The following is a 17,974-nucleotide window of genomic DNA, read 5'->3' on the forward strand; positions in this document are numbered from 1 at the left end:
GGGCAGACCTTTTCCTGCGTAAGCGCAAGGAATGCCTCAACAATTTCTGGCAGTCTGCAAATACTAATGAGAACGACTATCAATTCGATAGTTTTTTGATATATTAGTCTCAGTTTTGACATTTATTTCTCGCTGGAGCGTAAGACGTGACGAGTAATTTGATGCAGACGGATCTGTCCGTTTGGGGCATGTATCAACATGCTGACATCGTAGTGAAGATCGTGATGATTGGCCTGATTATGGCCTCTGTAGTCACCTGGGCCATCTTTTTCAGTAAGAGCGTGGAGCTGATTACCCAGAAACGTCGCCTCAAGCGCGAACAGCAGCAGCTGGCTAACGTCCGCTCCCTGAATGAAGCGAGCAGCGCGGCCGAAGCGTTTGACAGCAAAAGCCTCAGCACGCTGTTAATCAACGAAGCCCAAAACGAGCTGGAACTTTCCGCCGGCGTTGAAGATAACGAAGGCATCAAAGATCGTACCGGCTTTCGCCTTGAGCGCCGCGTGGCCGCCGTTGGGCGTCACATGGGGCGTGGCAACGGCTTCCTGGCCACTATCGGCGCTATTTCGCCGTTTGTCGGCCTGTTCGGCACCGTTTGGGGCATCATGAACAGCTTCATCGGTATCGCCCAGTCCCAGACCACTAACCTGGCGGTTGTTGCGCCGGGTATCGCAGAAGCACTGCTGGCAACGGCCATTGGCCTGGTCGCCGCAATCCCTGCGGTGGTTATCTATAACATCTTCGCGCGTATGATTGGCAGCTACAAAGCAAGCCTTAGCGACGTGGCGGCTCAGGTACTGCTGCTGCAAAGCCGCGACCTTGACCTGGAGGGTACAGCCCAGCCGCGCCCGGTACGCAATACTCAGCAACTGCGTGTAGGTTAATGCCCCATGGCAATGCGTCTGAACGAAAACCTCGATGACAATGGTGAAATGCACGAAATCAACGTTACGCCGTTTATCGACGTGATGTTGGTGCTGCTGATCATCTTCATGGTGGCCGCGCCGCTGGCCACGGTGGACGTGAAGGTTAACCTTCCGGCCTCCAGCAGCGAACCGCAGCCACGCCCGGAAAAGCCGGTTTACCTGTCGGTAAAAGCAGACCATTCGATGTTTATCGGCAACGATCCGGTAAGCAAAGAGTCGATGGTTAGCTCATTGATTGCCGCGACCGAAGGGAAAAAGGACACCACCATTTTCTTCCGCGCGGACAAAACGGTGGACTACGAAACGCTGATGGACGTGATGGATACGCTGCACCAGGCAGGGTACCTGAAGATTGGCCTGGTCGGCCAGGAAGTCACTAAAGCGAAGTAAGAGGGGGGGCCCTCATCACGGCCCTTTTCCTCTTGGGAGAGGAGTCTATGACGGTTCGACTAAGGTTCCGTTCACTTCCAGTCCTGCTTCACATGTCATCACAGAACTTGTGAACGATTCGGGGAAGTCACCGTCACTNNACCGAGCCTCGCTTCAAACTTATAGCCACGCTGAACATAAAAATTGCTGCCAGTTCCAAAGCCACGCCCTTGTTCCCGGCTCTCATCGCCCCCGGACACGTTCACCGTGCGCTGAAAGTACAGGGGAAGCAGATCTAAAGGTGAACGGAAAACCGCGGAGCGAAAGATATCTCCCGGAAGATTGGAAAGGGAAATGTGTAGAAGAGGCAAACCCCACTCACAGAGTGGAACTCTTCCATGTCTTCTCCGCCAGGCCACGGGTTATCGACAGCGTCTGGGCTTCTTGCTCCTTCAGGCGCTGATAATGTCCTTCCAGTCGCTTGAGGATTTGCTCTTTAAGCTTCGGATGGTGGCTGAGGATCTCTTCCAGCACCGCGCCGTACACTTCCTCCTTCGCTCGCCATGGGTAAATCTCACGGCGGTTCATCCATTTCAGGTCGACCAGTGCCGAAGTAATATCCGTCACTTCCTGTGTATTGCGGGTAATATTTTCATTTTTAAGCCGAACAAGAATAGCTATGTTTTTACTTAACGTAAATTCATGGTCTTTATTTTCGTCGGCGTTGATTAACGCAGATTGTTTTTTTATAGGTTCTGCCACGGCACTACTCCTCAATCGAATAGCATAATGGCCAGGGTTTTTCTTGAGTCATTTGATTAACCCAAATTTCCTGTTCTTTGCTACTCACCCAGGCGGTTTTATCTTCGATAAGCATTTGTAAGTCGGCGGCGCTAATAAGTTCTTTTTCAACCAGTTCGCCCATCAGGGCATGTAGAGCTTCTATCCTGACCGCGCACAGCAGACGTTCTTTAATATGGCGATCGGTTTCTTCAAGCAGGCGGTTTTTGGCCTGGCCTGCGTAATGACTGCCGCTCAGGATGTTTTTTTCCAGCGTTAAAATCTTATCCTGAACGACTTCCGGCGTGGTACTATTTTCAGCTTCTGCAGGGAGCGTTGAGGGTGCAACAACAGGATAGCGCCGTGGTAAGAAGTGTTCAGGCAGCATCGAATGTGATCCTTTGATATCGGTTCAATATTCAGGTTCAGAGATTCGCGATATGATGCCTCAATTCAAAAATAAAAAAAACAGGAGTTTCTTATGCACAGCATATTTTATTCTATTGTCACAATTTTGATTTTGTTATGCGCCGTGTTGGTTATGCGCAAGGAATTTGGTGCGTCAAATAATAAGTCTGATGAAATAAAACCGCTGACCACCAGCGAAGAGCGGGAAGATTACTTTGGCATGTTGATGTCAAAAATCACGCCCAGCTATTATTGGCGTATCAACAGTGAGTATATTGATTTCACCCATGCCACAATTAAAAAAATGCGTATTGATGAGTTGACCTCGCAGCCGGTTTTATTTAGCGCCCAGCGCCGCTGCAGCGACTTAAATTCGGCGGTATATAAATATTACGACAATATTAAAAAACGCTGCGCCGAAGGTGAGCAGGTTCCGTTGTCGGATATTGAAGTGCTCAACCTGCGTCAGTGTTTTAACGAGTTTAGCCGGGAAGCCTACCCGGAGCTGGTGGCGCTGGTTTGGCCGCAGTACCAGCGCCCTGAGATAGACCTGAACAGCGTGTGAGACGTTAAACGCATTTCCAGACAGGATAGGAACGTTATTATTGAGAATGTGATGCGGACCTCGCGCTGGCTTCTTGCCCCTGTTAAACAGGGGCTTTTGCTTTTATTTATCCGAAGATGCCTGCCACAAATTCAGTTCGCCATCGGTAACGTGGCGGTCAATTCTCTCCAGCTCTTCTGCCGTAAAGCTGAGATTATCCGGCGCTTTCACGTTTTCTTTTAGCTGCTCTGGCCGCAGGAGCGATACTGCATGGATTGATAACGTGCCGGGCTGGCCTCGTACGGCATAGTGTCTCCTTAGGGTAAGAGTTATTTTTTGAAACGCTGTTTTCATCTTAACCCTGCGGAGACATTCGGCAATCCGAAAATCAGGCCTCCGGCGAAAGCGCGCTGTGGGGCGTGCCCTGGTAATACGCGAGCGCCACCATCAGCGACTGCACCAGGCAAAGCGTGGCCGACTGCGAGCGGAAAGCGTCGACCTGCGCCTCTTTCACCACAAAACAGAGATCGCTGAATGTTGCGAACGGGCTGATCTGGCTGTCGGTAATCACAATCTGGCGGGCACCGGCCTGCGCGGCGATTTCACTCACCATCAGCGTTTCCTCGGCATAAGGCGAGAAGCTTATCGACACCACGATATCTTTCGCTTTAACGCGGTTGACTTGCTCGCGCAGCATGCCGCCAAGCCCGTCCAGCAGCACTGCGCGGCAATCAAGGTGGCTCAGGGCATAGGTCAGGTAGGCCGCCACGCTAAAAGAACGGCGCAGGCCGACAACATAGATAGTGTCCGCTTCGGCGAGCAGCTCAACCGCATGTTGTAGCTGCTCTGGATCGGTACGTGCGGCCAGCTGCTGCAGCGCCTGAGCGTTCGAACGAGCGAACTCTTGCAGAATATCCAGCGGCGTTTCCGGGACGACTTCGCTGCCAAGCTCGCGGAACAGCCTCGCCCGGTCAGTGTAGCTGGCCGTCTCTTCCACCAGGTTCATACGGAACAGCTGTTTCATCTCGTTGAAGCCGCTGAAATCAAAGGCATTGGCAAAGCGAATCAGCGTCGAGGGCGGCACTTCGGCCCGCTCGGCAATAGCGGCCACGGTATCAAATGCCACGCTGTTGGTGTTATCCAGCACGTAGCGGGAAACCTGCTGCAGCCTCTTACTCAGGCCGTCGTAGCGGTCGCGGATCTGCTGTTGGAGTTCGCTTAGGGTCGTCGCCGTGGTCAATTTGCCATCCTCAAAAGTATTCACTGAAACGTATTTAAGCGCAGTACCGCGAAAAATGAAACAGATGCACCAAAAGCCGGTGGGGCTGAAATGTCTCTTGCCTCTCAGTCTTTGCACATCTTTCCCCGTGTTAACATAAAAACGGAGTGTTGATCACAATAATCAACATTTATTTTATTTCAACTTAAAATGGAATGTTTGTTTCATATACAGTGTTCGGGAGACAACCCTAACAGCGAGAGGCCAGAGATGGAGACGGTAGCTAATTTTATTCACGGTGAATGCGTCGCGGGCGAAGGTCAGCGCGTGCAGGCGATCTTCAACCCGGCAACCGGCGAGCAGATTCGCCAGGTCGGTATGAGCACGGCCAGGCAGACCGAGCAGGCCATCGCCGCCGCTCAGCAGGCGTTTCCGGGCTGGGCTCGCCAGTCTCCCCTCAAGCGCGCTCGCGTGATGTTCCGCTTTAAAAGCCTGCTTGAAGAACATATGGACGGCCTGGCGAGGCTCATCAGCGAAGAGCACGGCAAAGTGTATTCTGATGCCGTGGGCGAACTGACCCGCGGCCTCGAAGTGGTGGAGTTTGCCTGTGGCATACCGCATCTGCAAAAGGGCGAGCATTCGGCCAACGTGGGTACGGGCGTAGATAGCCACTCGCTGATGCAGCCGCTTGGCGTTTGTGCGGGGATCACGCCGTTTAACTTCCCGGCCATGGTGCCGATGTGGATGTTCCCCATTGCGCTGGTTACCGGCAATACCTTCGTCCTCAAGCCGTCGGAAAAAGATCCGTCGTTGTCGCTGCGGCTAGCTCAACTGTTGCAAGAGGCCGGGCTGCCGGACGGAGTATTTAACGTAGTTCAGGGCGATAAAGAAGCCGTAGACGTTCTGCTGACTGACCCAAGAGTTCAGGCCGTCAGCTTTGTCGGCTCGACGCCGATTGCCGAGTACATCTACCAGACTGCTTCCGCCCACGGCAAGCGTTGCCAGGCGCTGGGCGGGGCGAAAAACCACTGTATCTTAATGCCGGATGCTGACCTGGAAATGGCAACCAACGCCATCATGGGAGCCGCTTTTGGTGCCGCCGGTGAGCGCTGCATGGCGCTGTCGGTTGTGGTTGCCGTGGGCGATGAAACCGCCGATGCGCTTTGTGCGGGACTGGAAAAACAGCTCGACACGCTGCGAGTTGGGCCTGGGCTGGGGCATGAGCCAGAAAATGACATGGGGCCGCTGATTTCCGCCCCGCACCGGGCAAAAGTGCTGGGCTATATTGATAGCGGCGAGCAGCAGGGCGCGACGCTGCGCGTTGATGGCCGTGGTCTCAGGCTGGCGGGCAATGAAGGCGGTTATTTTGTTGGCCCAACGCTGTTTGACCGCGTCACGCCTGAAATGACCATCTATAAAGAAGAAATATTCGGCCCGGTGCTGTGCGTGGTGCGCATGCCGGATTACGCCAGCGCTCTGGAGCTGATTAACAAACATGAATACGGCAACGGCACGGCGATTTTTACCCGTGATGGCGGCACCGCAAGGCGTTTTACCGAGGAAGTCCAGACGGGCATGGTCGGCGTGAACGTCCCCATCCCGGTGCCAATGGCGTTTCACAGCTTCGGCGGCTGGAAGCGTTCCATCTTTGGGCCACTTAACGTCCACGGCAGCGACGGCGTACGTTTCTATACGCGCATGAAAACCGTCACCGCCCGCTGGCCGGACACCAGCCATCAGCAAGGCTCTGCGTTCTCGATGCCAACGCTGGGCTAAGGGGAGGAAAGATGACGACACAACGCATGACCATGGCGCAGGCGCTGGTCAGGTTTTTAAACCAGCAGTACGTTGAAATCGACGGGCGCGAGCAGCCGTTTGTTGAGGGCGTAATGACCATTTTCGGGCACGGCAACGTGCTCGGCCTTGGGCAGGCGCTGGAGGAGGAACCCGGCCACCTGAAGGTACATCAGGGCTGCAACGAGCAGGGCATGGCGCATATCGCCACTGGCTTCGCCAAACAGCACCGTCGGCAGCGCATTTATGCCGTGAGCTCATCCGTGGGGCCAGGGGCGGCAAATATGGTGACTGCCGCCGCAACGGCCACCGCCAACCGCATTCCTTTGTTGTTGCTGCCCGGCGACATCTATGCCAGTCGGCAGCCGGACCCGGTGCTCCAGCAAATCGAGCAGTATCACGATCTCAGCATCAGCACCAACGACTGCTTCCGGCCTGTGTCCCGCTACTGGGACAGGATTAACCGCCCGGAGCAGCTTATGAGCGCCATGATTAGTGCCATGCGAGTACTTACTAACCCCGCGGAAACGGGAGCGGTAACGATTTGCCTGCCGCAGGACGTGCAGGGGGAAGCCTGGGATTATCCGCAAAGCTTCTTCGAGAAGCGAGTACATCATATTGAACGGCGCCCGCCGGATGAAAGCCGCCTGCAGGCTGCGTTGAAGCTGATTGCCGGCAAGCGTCGCCCGCTGGTTATCTGCGGCGGAGGGGTTCGCTATTCAGGCGCGCATCAGGCATTTCAGCATTTTGTGGAGGGCTTCGGGCTGCCGTTTGCCGAAACGCAGGCCGGGAAAGGTGCAATTGTAAGCGAGCACTCACTTAATCTCGGCGGCCTCGGCGTGACGGGCGGCCTGGCGGCTAATCGGCTTGCGCCGCAGGCCGATCTGATTATTGGCGTGGGTACCCGCTTGACCGACTTCACCACCGGTTCTAAATCACTATTTTCACCTGAGGCCGACTTCCTGCTGCTTAACGTGGCCGAGTTCGACGCCCTCAAGCTGGACGCCACGCCGCTGGTAGCCGATGCAAAGATTGGGCTTGAACGGCTGACTGCCGGTCTGCATCAGGCAGGCTACCACGCTGCCTGGCAGGACGAAGCAGCTCTGGCTCAAGCGGCCTGGCGCGACGAGTGCCAACGATTGTGGAGGCGGAACTGGCAACCAGGAGAACCTCCAGAAGTGGCGGGCCACCTGGATGAAACGTTGCAGGAATACAGCCGCGAGCTAGGCACCTCATTAACGCAAACCCGCGTGCTGGGCCTGGTGAATCAGCATATAGAAGAGGACGCCATCGTGGTGGGCGCGGCCGGGTCGTTGCCGGGAGATTTACAGCGCCTGTGGCAGGTAAAAACGCCGGACAGCTATCACCTCGAATACGGCTATTCGTGCATGGGCTATGAGATAGCCGCCGCGGTAGGGGCTAAGCTCGCGAAGCCGCAGCAGCCGGTGTATGCGATGGTCGGGGACGGATCTTACCTGATGCTGCATTCTGAGCTGCAAACCGCCGTCCAGGAAGGGATAAAAATCACCATTTTGCTGTTTGATAACGCCGGTTTCGGCTGCATCAATAACCTGCAAATGGGCCACGGAATGGGCAGTTTTGGCACCGAAAATCGTTCCCGTAACCCGCAAAGCGGCAGGCTTGATGGCCCGCTGGTGAAGGTGGACTTTGCCCAAAATGCCGAAAGCTATGGCTGCAAAGCCTGGCGGGTCAACGGCGAGTCTGAGCTGCTTGCTGCCCTGGAAGCCTCCCGCCGGGAGCCGGGACCGACGCTGCTGGATATCAAAGTGCTGCCTAAAACCATGACGCACGATTACGAAGCCTGGTGGCGTACCGGAGATGCCCAGGTTTCGCGCTCGAGCGCCGTGACCGATGCCGCGGAACAAACCGCTGGTAAGCTCAAAAAAGCCCGTCAGTACTAGTCCTTTAGCATTCCGCCAGACCATTTGGCGGAATGTTCATTTCATTTTCACTTCATCTGTGTTCTTTGTCGATCTATGAACGCGCTCCCTCTCTCAAATCCCTTCTCTGTGCAGGCGTTAATTCACCCGTTGTTGTGATTTTGCTAGCAAAATGAAGTCGATAAATCATCAAAATGTTAACCTCTGCGCAAAAATGAAACTTTCACTCTGCATTAAAATGAAATAAATGTTTTATTTAAGGCGTCGTTATTCAGCTGCACGTGAAGGCCGGCCTGCCCGGCTCATGACCCTACTGCAACACCACTTTCGGGAGCCGCCATGTTTAACATTGCTTTACTAGGAGCAGGCCGTATCGGCCAGATCCACGCCGCCAATATTGCTGCCCATCCGCATTCCACCCTCTGGTCCGTTGTCGACCCTAATGCAGAAAACGCCGCGCGCATTGCCGAAAAATACCAGGCTCGCCAGCAAAGCGTTGAACAGGCGATGAGTGACCCGGAGGTGCATGCCGTGCTGATCGCCTCGGCGACCGATACCCATGCGGACCTGATTGAGCTTGCCGCCAAACACGGCAAGGCTATTTTCTGTGAAAAGCCGGTACACCTGGATCTGGCTCGCGTGCGTGACTGCCTGAAAGTCGTTAAAGAGCGTGATGTTCCGCTGTTCATTGGCTTTAACCGCCGCTTCGATCCGCAGTTCCGTAAAGTGAAAAACGAAGTGCTGCAGGGGCGCATCGGGACGCCGGAATCGCTGGTGATTATCTCTCGCGACCCGTCGCCACCGCCTGCTGAATATGTGCGTGTCTCCGGCGGGATGTTCCGCGACATGACCATTCATGACTTTGATATGGCTCGCTTCATCATGGGTGAAGAGCCCGTTTCGGTGTACGCCCAGGGCAGCAACCTGGTTGACCCGGCGATTGGCGCGGCGGGAGACATCGATACCGCGTTTATCGTCCTGAAATACGCTTCTGGCGCGCTGGCCACCATCGTTAACAGCCGTCGTTCGGCCTACGGATACGACCAGCGCCTCGAGCTACACGGTTCTAAGGGCCTGCTGACCGCCGGCAATATTCTGGAAAATCAGGTTCAGTTCTTCGGCGACGGCGGTCACAACAGCGCGTTGCCAGAACACTTCTTCCTCCAGCGCTACAAAGATGCCTACGCCGCCGAATGGCAGCACTTTGTTGCCGTCCTGCGCGGTGAGGCCAAACCCGAGTGCAGCGGCGATGACGGTGAACGCGCCCTGTACCTGGCCGACAAGGCGCTGGAGTCACTGCGTAGCCAGCGCGAAGTTGCTTTGTAACCTCCGAAGACCCTACACATAGAAGAGAGATAACAATGAAAAAGCTGATCCTCGCCGCCCTCATCGCCCTGACCACGGCTCCGGCGCTGGCCGAAAACGAACAGATTGTTTTTAGCACCCCAAACCTCGCTATGCCGTTTGAAGTGCATATGCAGCGCACCGCCGTGCAGGCCGCCAAAGAGATGGGCGTTAAGCTGCAGGTGCTCGACAGCCAGGGCAGCTCTCCTAAGCAGGCTGCCGACCTGGAAAACGCCATTACCCGTGGCGCGCAGGGATTTATCGTTTCGCCGAATGACGTTAACGCCGTGTCGAGCGCGGTAGGAGAAATTCAGGACGCTAATCTGCCGGTGGTCACGCTCGACCGCTCGGTAGCCAGCGAAAAGCCGGTGCTGCATTTCGGCGCCAACAACTACAAAGGCGGCCAGGCGGTGGCTGACTTTGTGAAAGCCAAATTCCCTGACGGCGCGGACATCGTGCTGCTGACCGGCCAGCCGGGTTCTTCCTCCAACATAGAGCGCACTAAAGGGATCCGTGATGGCCTGAAAGCCGGAGGCGATAAATACAAGATCGTCGCCGATCAGACCGGAAACTGGATGCGTTCTGAAGGTATGCGCATCGTTGAAAGCGTGCTGCCGTCGCTGCCGAAAAAACCTCAGGTCATTCTTTCTGCCAACGACGATATGGCGCTGGGAGCCATTGAAGCGCTGCAGGGGCAGGGCATGAAGCCGGGTGAAGTGCTGGTGACAGGCTTTGACGCCGTGCCGGAAGCGCTGGCCCGCGTGCGCGATGGCTGGCTGGCGGCAACCGCCGATCAACGTCCAGGTTTTGCGGTGAAGACGGCGATGAGCCAACTGGTGGCCAATATCCGTGAGAAGAAGGCGATCACCGGGGCAGATTACGCGCCAACGATGATAACCAAAGAAAACCTGGATCAAGCAGAGCGTATCGGCGAAGCCGGCAAGTAGATCTGACAGTGCCCGTCCCGATGCGGACGGGCGCAACAGAGGAGCAGTCTGATGTCGCAACCTTTACTGAAAGTGACCGACCTGGCGAAAAGTTTCTCCGGCGTGTGGGCGCTGAGCAGCGCTCAGCTCAGCGTCGGGCAGGGGGAAATTCACGCCCTGCTGGGGGAGAACGGCGCGGGAAAATCCACGCTGCTAAAGGCGCTGGCCGGAGCACAGCCGCAAACGCGCGGCGAGATCTGGTTTAACGGTGAAACGCTGCCCGTTGATGACTCGCCGGTGGAGCGCCAGAACAAAGGCATTATTACCATTTATCAAGAGTTTAACCTGCTGCCTAATATGACGGTGGCGGAAAACATGTTTCTTGGCCGTGAGCCGCGCCGCCGGAATCTTATCGTCGACAGCAAAGCGGTGAACCAGGAAGCGCAGGTCATTCTGGACTATTTACAGCTCAACGTAGCGCCGACGACCGCCGTTGCCCGCCTGAGCGTTGCCCAGCAGCAAATGGTGGAGATTGCCAGAGCGCTGACGCTGAATGCCCGATTGATCATTATGGATGAGCCTTCTGCCGCGTTGAGCGACAGCGAAGTCGAAAGCCTGCACCGCGTGGTGCGGGAGCTTAAAGGTCGCGGCGTTAGCATTATTTATGTCACCCATCGCCTGCACGAAGTCTTCCAGCTTTGCGACCGTTTCACCGTGTTCCAGGATGGCCGCTATACCGGTTCCGGCGACGTGGCGGGCACCAACGTGGAGCAAATTATTCGCCTGATGGTCGGTCGCGACGTGGTGTTTAACCGCCGCGATGCCAGCCTCACGCACCATGAAGACAAGCCCATTCGCCTGGCGGTGAAGGGGCTCAGCCGTGAAAAACCGCCGCTCGATCCTCACGGTATCGCATTAAAAGATATAAGTTTCCACGTGCATGCCGGTGAAGTGCTGGGCATCGCCGGGCTGGTAGGCGCCGGGCGCACCGAAGTCGCCCGCTGCCTGTTTGGCGCCGACAAATTCACCACCGGCATCTTCGAGCTGGACGGTAAACCCTATCAGCCGCAAAACCCGATGCATGCTCTGGAGCAGGGGATCGCGCTGGTGCCGGAGGATCGTAAAAAAGAGGGCGCGGTTCTTGGCCTGTCGATCCGCGACAACCTGTCTTTGTCCAGCCTCTCGTCGCTGCTGACCTGGCGCTATTTCGTTAGCCCACGTAAAGAGGACGCGCTGATCGAGTCCTATCGGCAGGCGCTGCAAATCAAAATGGTTAACGCCGAGCAGGAGGTGCGCAAGCTCTCCGGCGGTAATCAGCAAAAAGTGATCCTTGCGCGCTGTATGGCGCTTAATCCACGGGTGCTGATCGTTGATGAGCCGACCCGCGGCATTGATGTTGGCACCAAGTCTGAAGTGCACCAGGTACTGTTCGAGATGGCAAAGCGGGGCGTGGCGGTGATCGTTATCTCTTCCGATCTGCCGGAAATCCTCGCGGTGTCTGACCGGATAATCACCCTCAGCGAAGGGCGGGTGACCGGCGAACTGCACGGCGATGAAGCCAACGAAGAGCGGCTGATGACCCTGATGGCCATCAACCATAGCGCCTTAAGCGCCGCATAACGGGGGAGCCCATGACGCAGATGATTACCAAAAGCCAGACGCCGGCAAAAAGCGCTTCGCGCTTCGATCCGATCGCTTTCTTTGAGCGCTTCGGGGTGCTGATCTTCATGTTCCTGCTGCTGATTTTCTTCCAGTCGCAGAACAGTAACTTCCTGTCCGAACGTAATATTTTCAACATCCTGACCGAGGTTTCCATTTACGGGATCATTGCGGTGGGTATGACCTTTGTCATTCTTACGGCGGGTATCGATCTCTCGGTTGGTTCGATCCTTGCGGTCTGCGCAATGACCGCGGCTTATGTGATCAAGGGTGACAACTTTACTACCGTCGATCCCAACGCCTGGGGCGGTTTTAGCTGGCTGTTGGGGCTTGGGATCTGCCTGGCTATTGGCACGCTAATAGGCTTCCTGCACGGACTGGGCGTCACTCGCCTGCGCCTGCCGCCGTTCATCGTCACGCTGGGCGGGATGACTATCTGGCGCGGCCTGACGCTGGTGATTAACGATGGTGCGCCTATTGCCGGTTTCGATGCGGGCTACCGCTGGTGGGGACGCGGCGAAATGCTCGGCATCTCCATTCCTATCTGGATCTTCGCCATTGTCTCGATTCTGGGCTATCTGGCGCTGCATAAAACCCGCTGGGGACGCTTCGTCTATGCCATCGGCGGCAACCCCGAAGCGGCTCGTCTCGCCGGGGTCGACGTTAAGCGCGTGCTGGTCAGCGTGTATGTCGTTATCGGCTGCCTCGCAGGGCTGGCGGGCTTTGTGCTCAGCGCCCGCCTCGGCAGCGCCGAAGCGGTGGCGGGGATCTCCTTTGAGCTGCGGGTGATCGCCTCGGTGGTGATCGGCGGCACGTCCCTGATGGGCGGCTACGGGCGGATCAGCGGCACGATCATCGGCGCCATCATCATGGGGATCCTGATTAACGGCCTGGTGTTGATGAACGTCTCGGCCTATTACCAGCAGATCATTACCGGGCTGATTATCGTGCTGGCGGTGGCGTTTGATACCTACGCCAAGAACCGCCGTGGCGCGCTGTAAGGATTGCCCCTCACCCTAACCCTCTCCCCAGAGGGGAGAGGGGAAAAAAGAGGGGACACCATTACAGCTCTCCCCAGAGGGAAGAGGGGATAAGCGCGGGGATATTTTCAACGCTGCCTCTGTTTTCCCCTCTCCCTTTCAGGGAGAGGGCCGGGGTGAGGGTAAAGGACAGGTAACGACTTCAGGAACAACACATGAAAAAGGTCAGAATTGGTTTAATCGGCACCGGCTACATCGGCAAAGCGCACGCAATAGCCTACGCGCAGGCGCCGACGGTTTTTGATCTGCAGGGCGAACTGGTCCGTGAAATGGTGGCGGAAGTCACGCCTGAGCTGGCGGCCAAACGCGCTACGGCGTTTGGCTTTAATCGCTCCACCGGCGACTGGCGCGAGCTGGTAGCAGATCCAAACATCGATGTGGTGGACATCTGCTCCCCAAATCATCTGCATAAAGAGATGGCGCTGGAGGCGATTCGCCACGGCAAGCACGTCTATTCGGAGAAGCCGCTGGCGCTCAACGCCCGCGATGCCCGGCTGATGGTGGATGCCGCCGATCTGGCTGGCGTGAAGACATTGGTCGGCTTCAACTACATGAAGAACCCGACCGCGCAGCTGGCAAAGCAGATTATTGAACGCGGAGAGATTGGCGAAGTGATTCACTTCTACGGCACCCATAACGAAGACTATATGGCCGATCCGCTTTCGCCGATCCACTGGCACTGCTTCAAAGAAACCGCAGGGCTTGGCGCGCTGGGGGATCTGGCGGCGCACATCGTCAATATGGCGCAGTACCTGGTGGGCGACATTCGCGAAGTCTGCGGCGATTTGAAAATAGTGGTTCCGCAGCGCCCGGCTTCGGCGGGCAGTAGCGAAATGGTTGCCGTGGAAAACGAAGATCAGGCGCACGCGATGGTGCGTTTTGAAGGCGGTGCTCAGGGGGTGATCGAAACGTCACGCGTTGCCAGCGGCAGAAAAATGGGGCTGACCTGGACTATCACCGGCACGAAAGGCGCACTGAGCTTTACCCAGGAGCGAATGGCGGAGCTGAAGCTTTATCTGCAAAGCGATCCGGAAGGCCGCCAGGGGTTCCGTACGCTGCTGGTTGGCCCGGCCCATCCGGACTACGGCTCGTTCTGCATGGGGGCGGGACACGGCATCGGTTTTAACGATCAAAAAACGGTAGAGGTGCGCGATCTGATCGACGGCATTGCCGCTGATAAGCCGATGTGGCCGGATTTTGAAGAGGGCTGGAAGGTATCGCGCATTCTCGATGCTATCGCCCTGTCTCACCAGCAGGGGCGCTGGGTCAACGTATCTGACATTGTCTGAGGACGAAGCATGAAAGAAAAGCAGTTGGATCTGATTTGCATGGGGCGGGTCGCGGTAGATCTCTACAGCCAACAGATTGGCGCGCGGCTGGAAGATGCCAGCAGCTTCGCCCGCTATCTTGGCGGTTCGTCCGGCAATGTGGCCTACGGCACCGCACGCCAGGGGCTGAAATCTTCCATGCTGGCGCGCGTTGGCGACGAGCACATGGGGCGCTTTTTGCGTGAAGAGCTTAGCCAGGTCGGCTGTGATACCAGCTATTTAATCACCGATAAAGATCGGCTGACGGCGCTGGTGCTGCTGGGCATCAAAGATCGCGACACTTTTCCGCTGATTTTTTACCGCGACAACTGTGCCGATATGGCAATTACGGCGGATGATTTCAGCGAAGAGTACATTGCCTCCGCCCGCTGCCTGGCGATCACCGGCACACATCTTTCTAATCCGCGTACCCGTGAGGCGGTGCTGACAGCGCTGAACTATGCCCGCCGGAACGATGTGCGCACCGTGCTGGATATCGATTACCGCCCGGTGTTGTGGGGGCTGGCCTCTCTTGGCGACGGCGAGACGCGCTTTGTTGAAGCTGAGCAGGTGACAAAACAGCTGCAATCCGTTCTGCATCTTTTTGACGTCATCGTCGGCACCGAAGAGGAGTTTCATATTGCCGGGGGCTCAACCGACACGCTGGCGGCGTTGAAAAAAGTACGTCAGACGACGGATGCAGCGATGGTCTGTAAGCGCGGGGCGCAGGGCTGCTCGGTATTCCTCGGGCTGATTCCTGATTCGCTGGACGGCGGGATCAACGTCAGCGGCGTGCGTGTGGAAGTTCTCAACGTGCTGGGCGCAGGGGACGCGTTTATGTCCGGGCTGCTGCGCGGCTACCTTAATGATGAAGGCTGGGAGCAGGCCTGCCGCTATGCCAATGCCTGCGGCGCGCTGGTAGTTTCACGCCACGGCTGCGCTCCGGCGATGCCGAGCAAAATCGAACTGGATGACTATCTTTCGCGCGAGCACCTGGTGCCTCGCCCGGATCTCGACGCTCGTCTGAACCACCTGCACCGCGTCACCACTCGCCGCCGCCAGTGGCCGGAACTCTGCGTGATGGCTTTCGACCATCGTAGCCAACTGGAAGAGATGGCGCTCAAAAGCGGGGCGGATTTACGTCGTATTCCGGTTTTGAAACAGCTGATTTTGCAGGCCAGCCGTGATGCCGCTCAGCGTGCCGAACTGGAGGGCAAGGCCGGTCTGCTGTGCGACGGCACCTTCGGGCAAGACGCGCTGAATTCGATCACCGGTGAAGGCTGGTGGATTGGCCGTCCGATTGAACTGCCGGGCTCGCGTCCGCTGGAAATGGAGCACGGCAACATAGGCTCGCAGCTGATTAGCTGGCCGCAGGAACACATCGTTAAATGCCTGGTCTTTTTCCACCCGGAAGACGCCCATGCCCTGCGCCTCGAGCAGGAGCAGAAGATTGCGGAAGTGTACAGCGCCTGCTGCCAGTCGGGTCACGAGCTGCTACTGGAAGTTATCCTGCCGGCGAATATGCCGCGCAGCGACGAGCTTTATCTCAGAGCCGTTTCCCGCTTCTACAACCTTGGTATTTACCCTGACTGGTGGAAGCTTCCGCCGCTGACCAGCGCTGGCTGGGCCGCACTGAGCGAGCTGGTTGAGAAGCGCGATCCCCACTGCCGCGGCGTGGTGATCCTCGGGCTGGATGCCCCGGTCGACGTGCTGCGCGACGGTTTCAACGCGGCAGCCAATTACCCGATTGTGAAAGGCTTTGCGGTAGGGCGCACGCTGTTTGGCGAAGCCTCGCAGGCCTGGCTAAAACGCGATATCGACGATGCGCAGCTGGTGGCACGCATCCGTGACAATTACCTGCGGCTGATCGCCCTGTGGCGCGAGCGCGGCTAGCATAAACACTAAGGAGAGCATTATGACCGTGCATTTAGGCATTAACCCCCTGACCTGGACCAATGACGATTTGCCTTCTTTGGGCGCAGACACGCCGCTGGATACCTGCCTGAGCGAGGGCAAAGAGGCCGGGTTTGAAGGTTTTGAGCTGGGGAATAAATTCCCGCGAGAGGCCGGCGTGCTGGGGCCGATTCTCGACAAGCATGCGTTAAAGCTGGTTTCCGGCTGGTATTCCGGGCGGCTACTGGAACGTTCCGTGGAGGAGGAAATTGAAGCCGTGCAGCCGCATCTGACGTTGCTCCGCGAGCTGGGTGCGAAGGTGCTGGTCTTTGCCGAGGTAACTCATTGTATTCACGGTGAACAGCAAACCCCGGTGCATTTACGTCCTCGTTTCCCGGCAGAACGCTGGCAAGAGTACGGCGAGAAGCTCACCGCGTTTGCCCGGTATACGCAGCAGCAGGGCGTGCAAATTGCCTATCATCACCATATGGGCACGGTTATCGAGAGCGCAGACGACGTTAATAATTTGATGCTTCACACCGGGCAGGAAGTTGGGCTGTTGCTGGACACCGGGCACTTGACCTTTGCGGGAGCCGATCCTCTGGCCGTGGCCGAGCGCTGGATTTCACGCATTAATCATGTGCACTGCAAAGACGTGCGCGCTGGCGTGCTGGCTGACGTGAAAAACCGTAAAACCAGCTTCCTGGATGCGGTGCTAAGCGGCGTGTTTACCGTACCGGGCGACGGCTGTGTGAACTATCCGCCGATCATGACGCTGCTGAAAAAGCAGGGCTATCAGGGCTGGCTGGTTGTTGAAGCTGAGCAGGATCCTGCTGTGGCGCACCCGATGACCTACGCGCGGCTGGGCTACGCTAACCTGAGCCGCTTCGCTCGTGAAGCTGGGTTGATTTAAGGAGGGTAAATGGCTGAATTACTTTCCCGCTGGCAGCAGCCAGATGCGCAGGGGCAGACGCAGGACGTCACGCCGGAAAACGCGGGCTGGGACTACGTGGGATTTGCTGCTTACCAGCTTCAGGAAGGGCAGATTCTGGAGCTGCCTGCCGTGGAAGATGAGCGTTGCCTGGTGCTGGTCGCGGGGCGAGCTACGGTAGATACGCCGCTCGCCCGCTTCCCTGAAATCGGCGACCGCATGAGCCCGTTTGAACGCCGTAAACCCTGGGCCGTGTACGTGACTTCCGGCGAGCCGGTTAAGGTTCAGGCGCTTACCGCGCTCGAGCTGGCCGTTTGCTCCGCGCCTGGAAAAGGGACCTATGCCACTCGCCTTATCGCCCCGCAGGATATTGATGCCGAAGCGCGTGGCAAAGGCCACAACCAGCGCTATGTCCACAATATTCTGCCCGAGGATAAGCCCGCCGACAGCCTGCTGGTGGTGGAGGTATATACCAATGAGGGCTGCACCAGCTCGTACCCAAGCCACAAGCACGACGTCGATAATCCGCCTCATGAGACCTATCTCGAAGAGACCTATTATCACCGGCTCAACCCGCCGCAGGGCTTCTGCATGCAGCGCGTTTACACCGACGATCGCGCTCTGGATGAGTGTATGGCGGTGTACGACAAAGACGTGGTGAAAGTGCCGAAAGGCTACCACCCGGTGGCGACGATGGCCGGGTACGACAGTTACTACCTGAACGTAATGGCGGGGCCGGTACGAAAGTGGATGTTTACCTGGGAGAAAGATCACGCCTGGATCAACAGCAACGAGTACGGCGCTCAGCAGGAGTAGCTGACAATAGGCTAATCAAGGCTGCCCGATGAGGTGGCCTTTTCTTTGGGTAAAACCTTACCGAAATACGTTTTGTTTAAACGAAGCGCGACTGCACAAAACCGTGGGCAGAGGTGTATG

16 protein-coding genes and 1 pseudogene are annotated in these 17,974 nt (G+C 56.9%); 13 read left to right on the top strand and 4 right to left on the bottom strand.

Going from position 1 to position 17,974, the window contains the following annotated elements; genetic code table 11:
• Positions 1-146 precede the first annotated feature (146 nt).
• Positions 147-881 carry a tol-pal system-associated acyl-CoA thioesterase gene (exbB, locus tag HX778_RS06610; protein WP_071842970.1) on the top strand — a complete coding sequence of 245 codons (735 nt, stop codon included), beginning with the start codon at positions 147-149 and terminating at the stop codon, positions 879-881.
• A 6-nt stretch (positions 882-887) separates the two neighbouring features.
• Entirely contained in the window at positions 888-1,313 is a 426-nt protein-coding gene (gene exbD, locus HX778_RS06615) for a TonB system transport protein ExbD (protein WP_038478889.1), read from the top strand.
• A 357-nt stretch (positions 1,314-1,670) separates the two neighbouring features.
• Here the strand turns inward: exbD and HX778_RS06620 are convergent, their stop codons facing one another.
• Positions 1,671-2,054 (bottom strand): hypothetical protein, encoded by a 384-nt coding sequence (locus HX778_RS06620; RefSeq protein WP_052049006.1) that lies wholly within the window; start codon positions 2,052-2,054, stop codon positions 1,671-1,673.
• Positions 2,055-2,058: 4 nt separating this feature from the next.
• On the bottom strand, positions 2,059-2,460 hold the full coding sequence (locus HX778_RS06625; RefSeq protein ID WP_038478892.1) for a hypothetical protein: 402 nt from the start codon (positions 2,458-2,460) through the stop codon (positions 2,059-2,061).
• 93 nt (positions 2,461-2,553) lie between these two features.
• On the opposite strand from HX778_RS06625, the gene HX778_RS06630 reads away from it, so the two are divergent.
• Positions 2,554-3,045, top strand: a complete 492-nt coding sequence (locus tag HX778_RS06630) for an ESA_00282 family adhesion-associated protein (protein WP_038478895.1) — start codon at positions 2,554-2,556, stop codon at positions 3,043-3,045.
• Positions 3,046-3,147: 102 nt separating this feature from the next.
• On the opposite strand, the pseudogene HX778_RS25290 reads toward HX778_RS06630, so the two are convergent.
• Positions 3,148-3,279, bottom strand: a pseudogene (locus HX778_RS25290) (L-glyceraldehyde 3-phosphate reductase); the annotation flags it as partial.
• Positions 3,280-3,412: 133 nt separating this feature from the next.
• Positions 3,413-4,264 (bottom strand): MurR/RpiR family transcriptional regulator, encoded by an 852-nt coding sequence (locus HX778_RS06640; protein ID WP_038478900.1) that lies wholly within the window; start codon positions 4,262-4,264, stop codon positions 3,413-3,415.
• A gap of 249 nt (positions 4,265-4,513) precedes the next feature.
• Here HX778_RS06640 and HX778_RS06645 point away from each other — a divergent pair, with 249 nt between their 5' ends.
• From HX778_RS06645 to iolB, 10 genes are all read left to right on the top strand, one after another.
• Positions 4,514-6,019, top strand: coding sequence for a CoA-acylating methylmalonate-semialdehyde dehydrogenase (locus HX778_RS06645; RefSeq protein WP_038478903.1), 1,506 nt, complete (start codon positions 4,514-4,516; stop codon positions 6,017-6,019).
• Positions 6,020-6,030: 11 nt separating this feature from the next.
• Complete coding sequence (gene iolD, locus HX778_RS06650; RefSeq protein WP_176981568.1) at positions 6,031-7,959, top strand: 3D-(3,5/4)-trihydroxycyclohexane-1,2-dione acylhydrolase (decyclizing); 1,929 nt, start codon at positions 6,031-6,033, stop codon at positions 7,957-7,959.
• 318 nt (positions 7,960-8,277) lie between these two features.
• Positions 8,278-9,264, top strand: coding sequence for an inositol 2-dehydrogenase (iolG, locus tag HX778_RS06655; protein ID WP_038478910.1), 987 nt, complete (start codon positions 8,278-8,280; stop codon positions 9,262-9,264).
• Positions 9,265-9,299: 35 nt separating this feature from the next.
• Complete coding sequence (locus HX778_RS06660) at positions 9,300-10,229, top strand: sugar ABC transporter substrate-binding protein (RefSeq protein ID WP_038478913.1); 930 nt, start codon at positions 9,300-9,302, stop codon at positions 10,227-10,229.
• Positions 10,230-10,280: 51 nt separating this feature from the next.
• Positions 10,281-11,828, top strand: a complete 1,548-nt coding sequence (locus HX778_RS06665; RefSeq protein ID WP_038478916.1) for a sugar ABC transporter ATP-binding protein — start codon at positions 10,281-10,283, stop codon at positions 11,826-11,828.
• An 11-nt stretch (positions 11,829-11,839) separates the two neighbouring features.
• Positions 11,840-12,868: an ABC transporter permease gene (locus tag HX778_RS06670; protein WP_038478919.1), complete on the top strand. Its 1,029-nt coding sequence runs from the start codon at positions 11,840-11,842 to the stop codon at positions 12,866-12,868.
• Positions 12,869-13,062: 194 nt separating this feature from the next.
• The gene (locus tag HX778_RS06675; protein WP_038478922.1) at positions 13,063-14,196 is read left to right on the top strand and encodes a Gfo/Idh/MocA family protein; all 1,134 of its coding nucleotides are present in this window, start codon (positions 13,063-13,065) and stop codon (positions 14,194-14,196) included.
• Positions 14,197-14,205: 9 nt separating this feature from the next.
• Positions 14,206-16,107, top strand: coding sequence for a 5-dehydro-2-deoxygluconokinase (iolC, locus tag HX778_RS06680; RefSeq protein WP_176981569.1), 1,902 nt, complete (start codon positions 14,206-14,208; stop codon positions 16,105-16,107).
• A gap of 22 nt (positions 16,108-16,129) precedes the next feature.
• The gene (gene iolE / locus HX778_RS06685) at positions 16,130-17,020 is read left to right on the top strand and encodes a myo-inosose-2 dehydratase (protein WP_176981570.1); all 891 of its coding nucleotides are present in this window, start codon (positions 16,130-16,132) and stop codon (positions 17,018-17,020) included.
• Positions 17,021-17,029: 9 nt separating this feature from the next.
• A complete protein-coding gene (gene iolB, locus HX778_RS06690) occupies positions 17,030-17,854 on the top strand; it encodes a 5-deoxy-glucuronate isomerase (protein ID WP_038478931.1) in 825 nt (274 codons plus the stop codon).
• The last annotated feature ends 120 nt before the right edge of the window (positions 17,855-17,974 follow it).

Source organism: Cedecea sp. P7760, from assembly GCF_013386425.1.
GTDB lineage: Bacteria > Pseudomonadota > Gammaproteobacteria > Enterobacterales > Enterobacteriaceae > Cedecea > Cedecea selenatireducens.